This window comes from Planktotalea sp. (genome assembly GCF_049680325.1).
Classification (GTDB): Bacteria; Pseudomonadota; Alphaproteobacteria; order Rhodobacterales; family Rhodobacteraceae; genus Planktotalea.
In genome coordinates this window covers 1-2,833 of the sequence record NZ_JBAUHO010000007.1, presented here as the reverse complement: position 1 = coordinate 2,833, position 2,833 = coordinate 1, and the positions used below count along the sequence as shown (strand labels likewise).

The following is a 2,833-nucleotide window of genomic DNA, read 5'->3' as shown; positions in this document are numbered from 1 at the left end:
GGATCGCAAAAGCGATCCGAAATCCCTCAAAGAACCTTGATACCGTCTTTATCAATGGCCAGCATGTAACCTTTGCGCGCAATGTTCTTCACCAACAACTCGCTGACCATTTGATTGCCCAAACCGTCGCGCAAACGTTTGATGCGCGTCGCACCTGCCGCCTCTTCACAATCCGACGAATTGCGGCCCGAAATAACACCCTCGATTTCCGCGCCTGTCATCACATCATCATCCATGCGCGCTTCGGCCAGAACTGAAAGCGTTTCCATCGCGGCGTCAGTCAGCTTGAAACCCATGTTATTCAGATAAACCGTCTTTTCATCGCGGCTTATCAACAGCGAAGAAACCTGAATGCCCGAGCGTTCAATCTGCGCCATGCGGCGGTTCAAAACAATCAACATCACCAGAAAGACCACAGCGGCGATTAGCAACGCTGTCGCAAAAAGCAAAAGTACGAAGATCACAAAGCGGTAGGACGCCAGCGTTTCGGAAAACGACGTGCCCGATTGCGCGAGGATCTCCAATAATTTGATCTCTGCCTGACTGGTCAGATCATCATTCTCTATAAAAATCTGCTCAACGCGCATGTTGAATGCATTGGCATCTGGCAAATTTGCAAACAGCACAATTGCGGCCAACAGCAAAATGCCGACAATCGCCGCCAAACCAATGACGACGATCCGGTTACCGGTTTTGCGCGCATCTGCTGCGCTAGCGGTTTCGTCTTGCAAAGCCTGACTCCCGATCAATTGCCAGAGACTGACAAAACCTTCAGCAATGTCCAGCCCCGCGAGGCCAGTACACTTTGAGCTTTTGGCGTGACCTCTGCGACATTACAGGGGCCCGATACAGTGACCGTCCCATAATCGAGGCGCAAAGGGCTATCCTTTTTCGCTTTGTATTCGACTGTGCAATCAGCCGCAGCAACACTTGCAATGGCGCTAAGTGCAACGGCGGCAATGAGATATGTAATGCGATGTTTCATGCCTGTGAACCTGCGCTTTCATGCATTGTTTTTCAATAACAATAGCCCCAACAAACAGCGTTATCGGATAACAATGCGATGATATTGCCTGCCAGAGGGGGGTGCCCCCAGTTTGATCCCACCAAGCCCGCCAACACATGGGGGGCGCATCAAGCAAGTAAGGATCAAACACATGCACCGCACGTTCATCTCAACCGTCGTAGCCGCTGCTCTCGCGATCACTGGCGTTTCTTCTACAATGGCCCAAGCGGGTGAATACCGCTATGCGCCACAACCCCAGCATCGCTCGAGTGGCGGCAATGAAGTCGCCGCGGCTGCGCTCGCGGGCATCGCAACATTGTTCATCATCGGAAAAACGCTAGAGCGCCATCAAGGTCATCGCGAAAAGGTTATCGTGCGGCCATCTGCACCACGCCATAGCCACAACCAAGGCCGTGCTGTTCCAAGTTATCAGCAAAAGCACCGTGCAGGATCCAATCGCCACAACGGACGTACGCTGAATCATTGGCACACGCACAGCAATGGCAAGCGCCACAAGCACCCACATAAGGCAAACCACCACTATGGTGACAGGTAAATCAAGTTGAGCAGAGCGCGGCGTTTCCCCCCCCCGGAGCGCTGCGCACACAAGGGAGATGCGAGCGCTTGGACATGGCGCTCGCATCTTTTTTTATTTTTTCGGTTTCGTCAGGTGCCGTTGCGCAAAATCGGCAATCAACTCGAACGCCGATTGCGTTTCTGGTGTTTGCTCTTCGACCATAGGCCAAGCGTGGGGCGCGTTGTTGTGTGGCGCGCTCTCTACTGCAACGCCAGCTTGCGTCAATTTCGCCGCAAATGCTTCGATCTCGTCCCGAAACAATTCCACTTTACTATAAAGCAAAAGGTTCGGCGGGCTTCCTTTGAAATTCCCGAATGCAGGAGACACTTCAGGGTGCTGCAAAGGCGTATTGCCGCCATACATCCGAGCTGCCCGCGCAATCCAGGCGCGGCTTAGCAGGACATCCTGCCTTGCAAGTAGATCGATGGACGGATGCGACAGTGTGAGATCCAGCCAAGCCGACAACGTTATCACACACGAAGGCAATGGATCGCCTTGTTCAAGCAAACGATGTAACAGCGCCAAAGCCAGTCCGCCGCCTGCGCTCGTGCCCGCCAGAACAATCTGCGACGGCTCGAACCCCAATTGCAAAATCGCCTTATAGGCAGCCTCGGCATCATCTACTGCAGCTGGATATGGCGCTTGCGTTGCTTTTCTGTATTTCGCGGAAAAAACGGTCATGCCACAACTGATCGCCAGGCGGCGTGCATCAGGTTCGGAAGAGGCTGGACTGCCCACTGTATATGCCCCGCCATGAAAATAGAGCATGCAAGCATCTGGCAAGCTCAGGGTGCCTGGCACAGCGCGCAGGGCATCTATGCGGCCAAGCATTGTCCATTCGCACCCTGCCCCGTCATACTTGGGCCCGCTTACTGGTTTGCGCCGATGCGTCATCCAATTGATAAAAGGCTGCGATGGGATATAGCGCAACATTGGTTTAAGCGTTCGGCGCAACAGCCTGTTTGCTGATTGTAGCTCTGGCGAGTTCGTATCTGGGTTCATATCGGCTGCGCTCCTTGATCTTAACAACACTCTCTACTTTAGGTTTGATGGGCAAGGCAGTAGTTGAAGCGCATTAACTGTTAAAAAAGTGGAAAACGGATGAGCCTGCCAGGACCAGACTACTCATTTGAACAGGCTGCCCATGCTCGCGGTCTGTCGCTGGTTGCGGGTGTTGACGAGGTCGGGCGCGGCCCGCTTGCCGGGCCTGTTACGGCGGCTGCGGTCATTCTTGATCCCGCCCGCATTCC

General features: G+C 53.9%; 4 protein-coding genes and 1 pseudogene. 2 read left to right on the top strand and 3 right to left on the bottom strand.

What is annotated here, in order from left to right; translation table 11 throughout:
• Positions 1-26: 26 nt before the first annotated feature.
• Together WBC85_RS00360 and WBC85_RS00355 are read right to left on the bottom strand one after the other, a co-directional pair.
• A complete protein-coding gene (locus tag WBC85_RS00360; RefSeq protein ID WP_424432701.1) occupies positions 27-731 on the bottom strand; it encodes a winged helix-turn-helix domain-containing protein in 705 nt (234 codons plus the stop codon).
• Between the two features lie 14 nt (positions 732-745).
• Entirely contained in the window at positions 746-985 is a 240-nt protein-coding gene (locus WBC85_RS00355) for a hypothetical protein (RefSeq protein WP_424432700.1), read from the bottom strand.
• A 172-nt stretch (positions 986-1,157) separates the two neighbouring features.
• On the opposite strand from WBC85_RS00355, the gene WBC85_RS00350 reads away from it, so the two are divergent.
• Entirely contained in the window at positions 1,158-1,562 is a 405-nt protein-coding gene (locus WBC85_RS00350) for a hypothetical protein (protein ID WP_424432699.1), read from the top strand.
• A gap of 93 nt (positions 1,563-1,655) precedes the next feature.
• On the opposite strand, the gene WBC85_RS00345 is transcribed toward WBC85_RS00350, so the two are convergent.
• On the bottom strand, positions 1,656-2,585 hold the full coding sequence (locus WBC85_RS00345; RefSeq protein WP_424432698.1) for an alpha/beta hydrolase: 930 nt from the start codon (positions 2,583-2,585) through the stop codon (positions 1,656-1,658).
• A 99-nt stretch (positions 2,586-2,684) separates the two neighbouring features.
• On the opposite strand from WBC85_RS00345, the pseudogene WBC85_RS00340 reads away from it, so the two are divergent.
• Positions 2,685-2,833: pseudogene (locus WBC85_RS00340) on the top strand (ribonuclease HII); the annotation flags it as partial.

What these genes read in the sequence shown, in the direction of transcription:
- WBC85_RS00355 (WP_424432700.1), bottom strand. Translation starts at nt 985, where the DNA reads ATGAAACATCGCATTACATATCTCATTGCCGCCGTTGCACTTAGCGCC.
- WBC85_RS00350 (WP_424432699.1), top strand. Translation starts at nt 1,158, where the DNA reads ATGCACCGCACGTTCATCTCAACCGTCGTAGCCGCTGCTCTCGCGATC.
- WBC85_RS00345 (WP_424432698.1), bottom strand. Translation starts at nt 2,585, where the DNA reads ATGAACCCAGATACGAACTCGCCAGAGCTACAATCAGCAAACAGGCTG.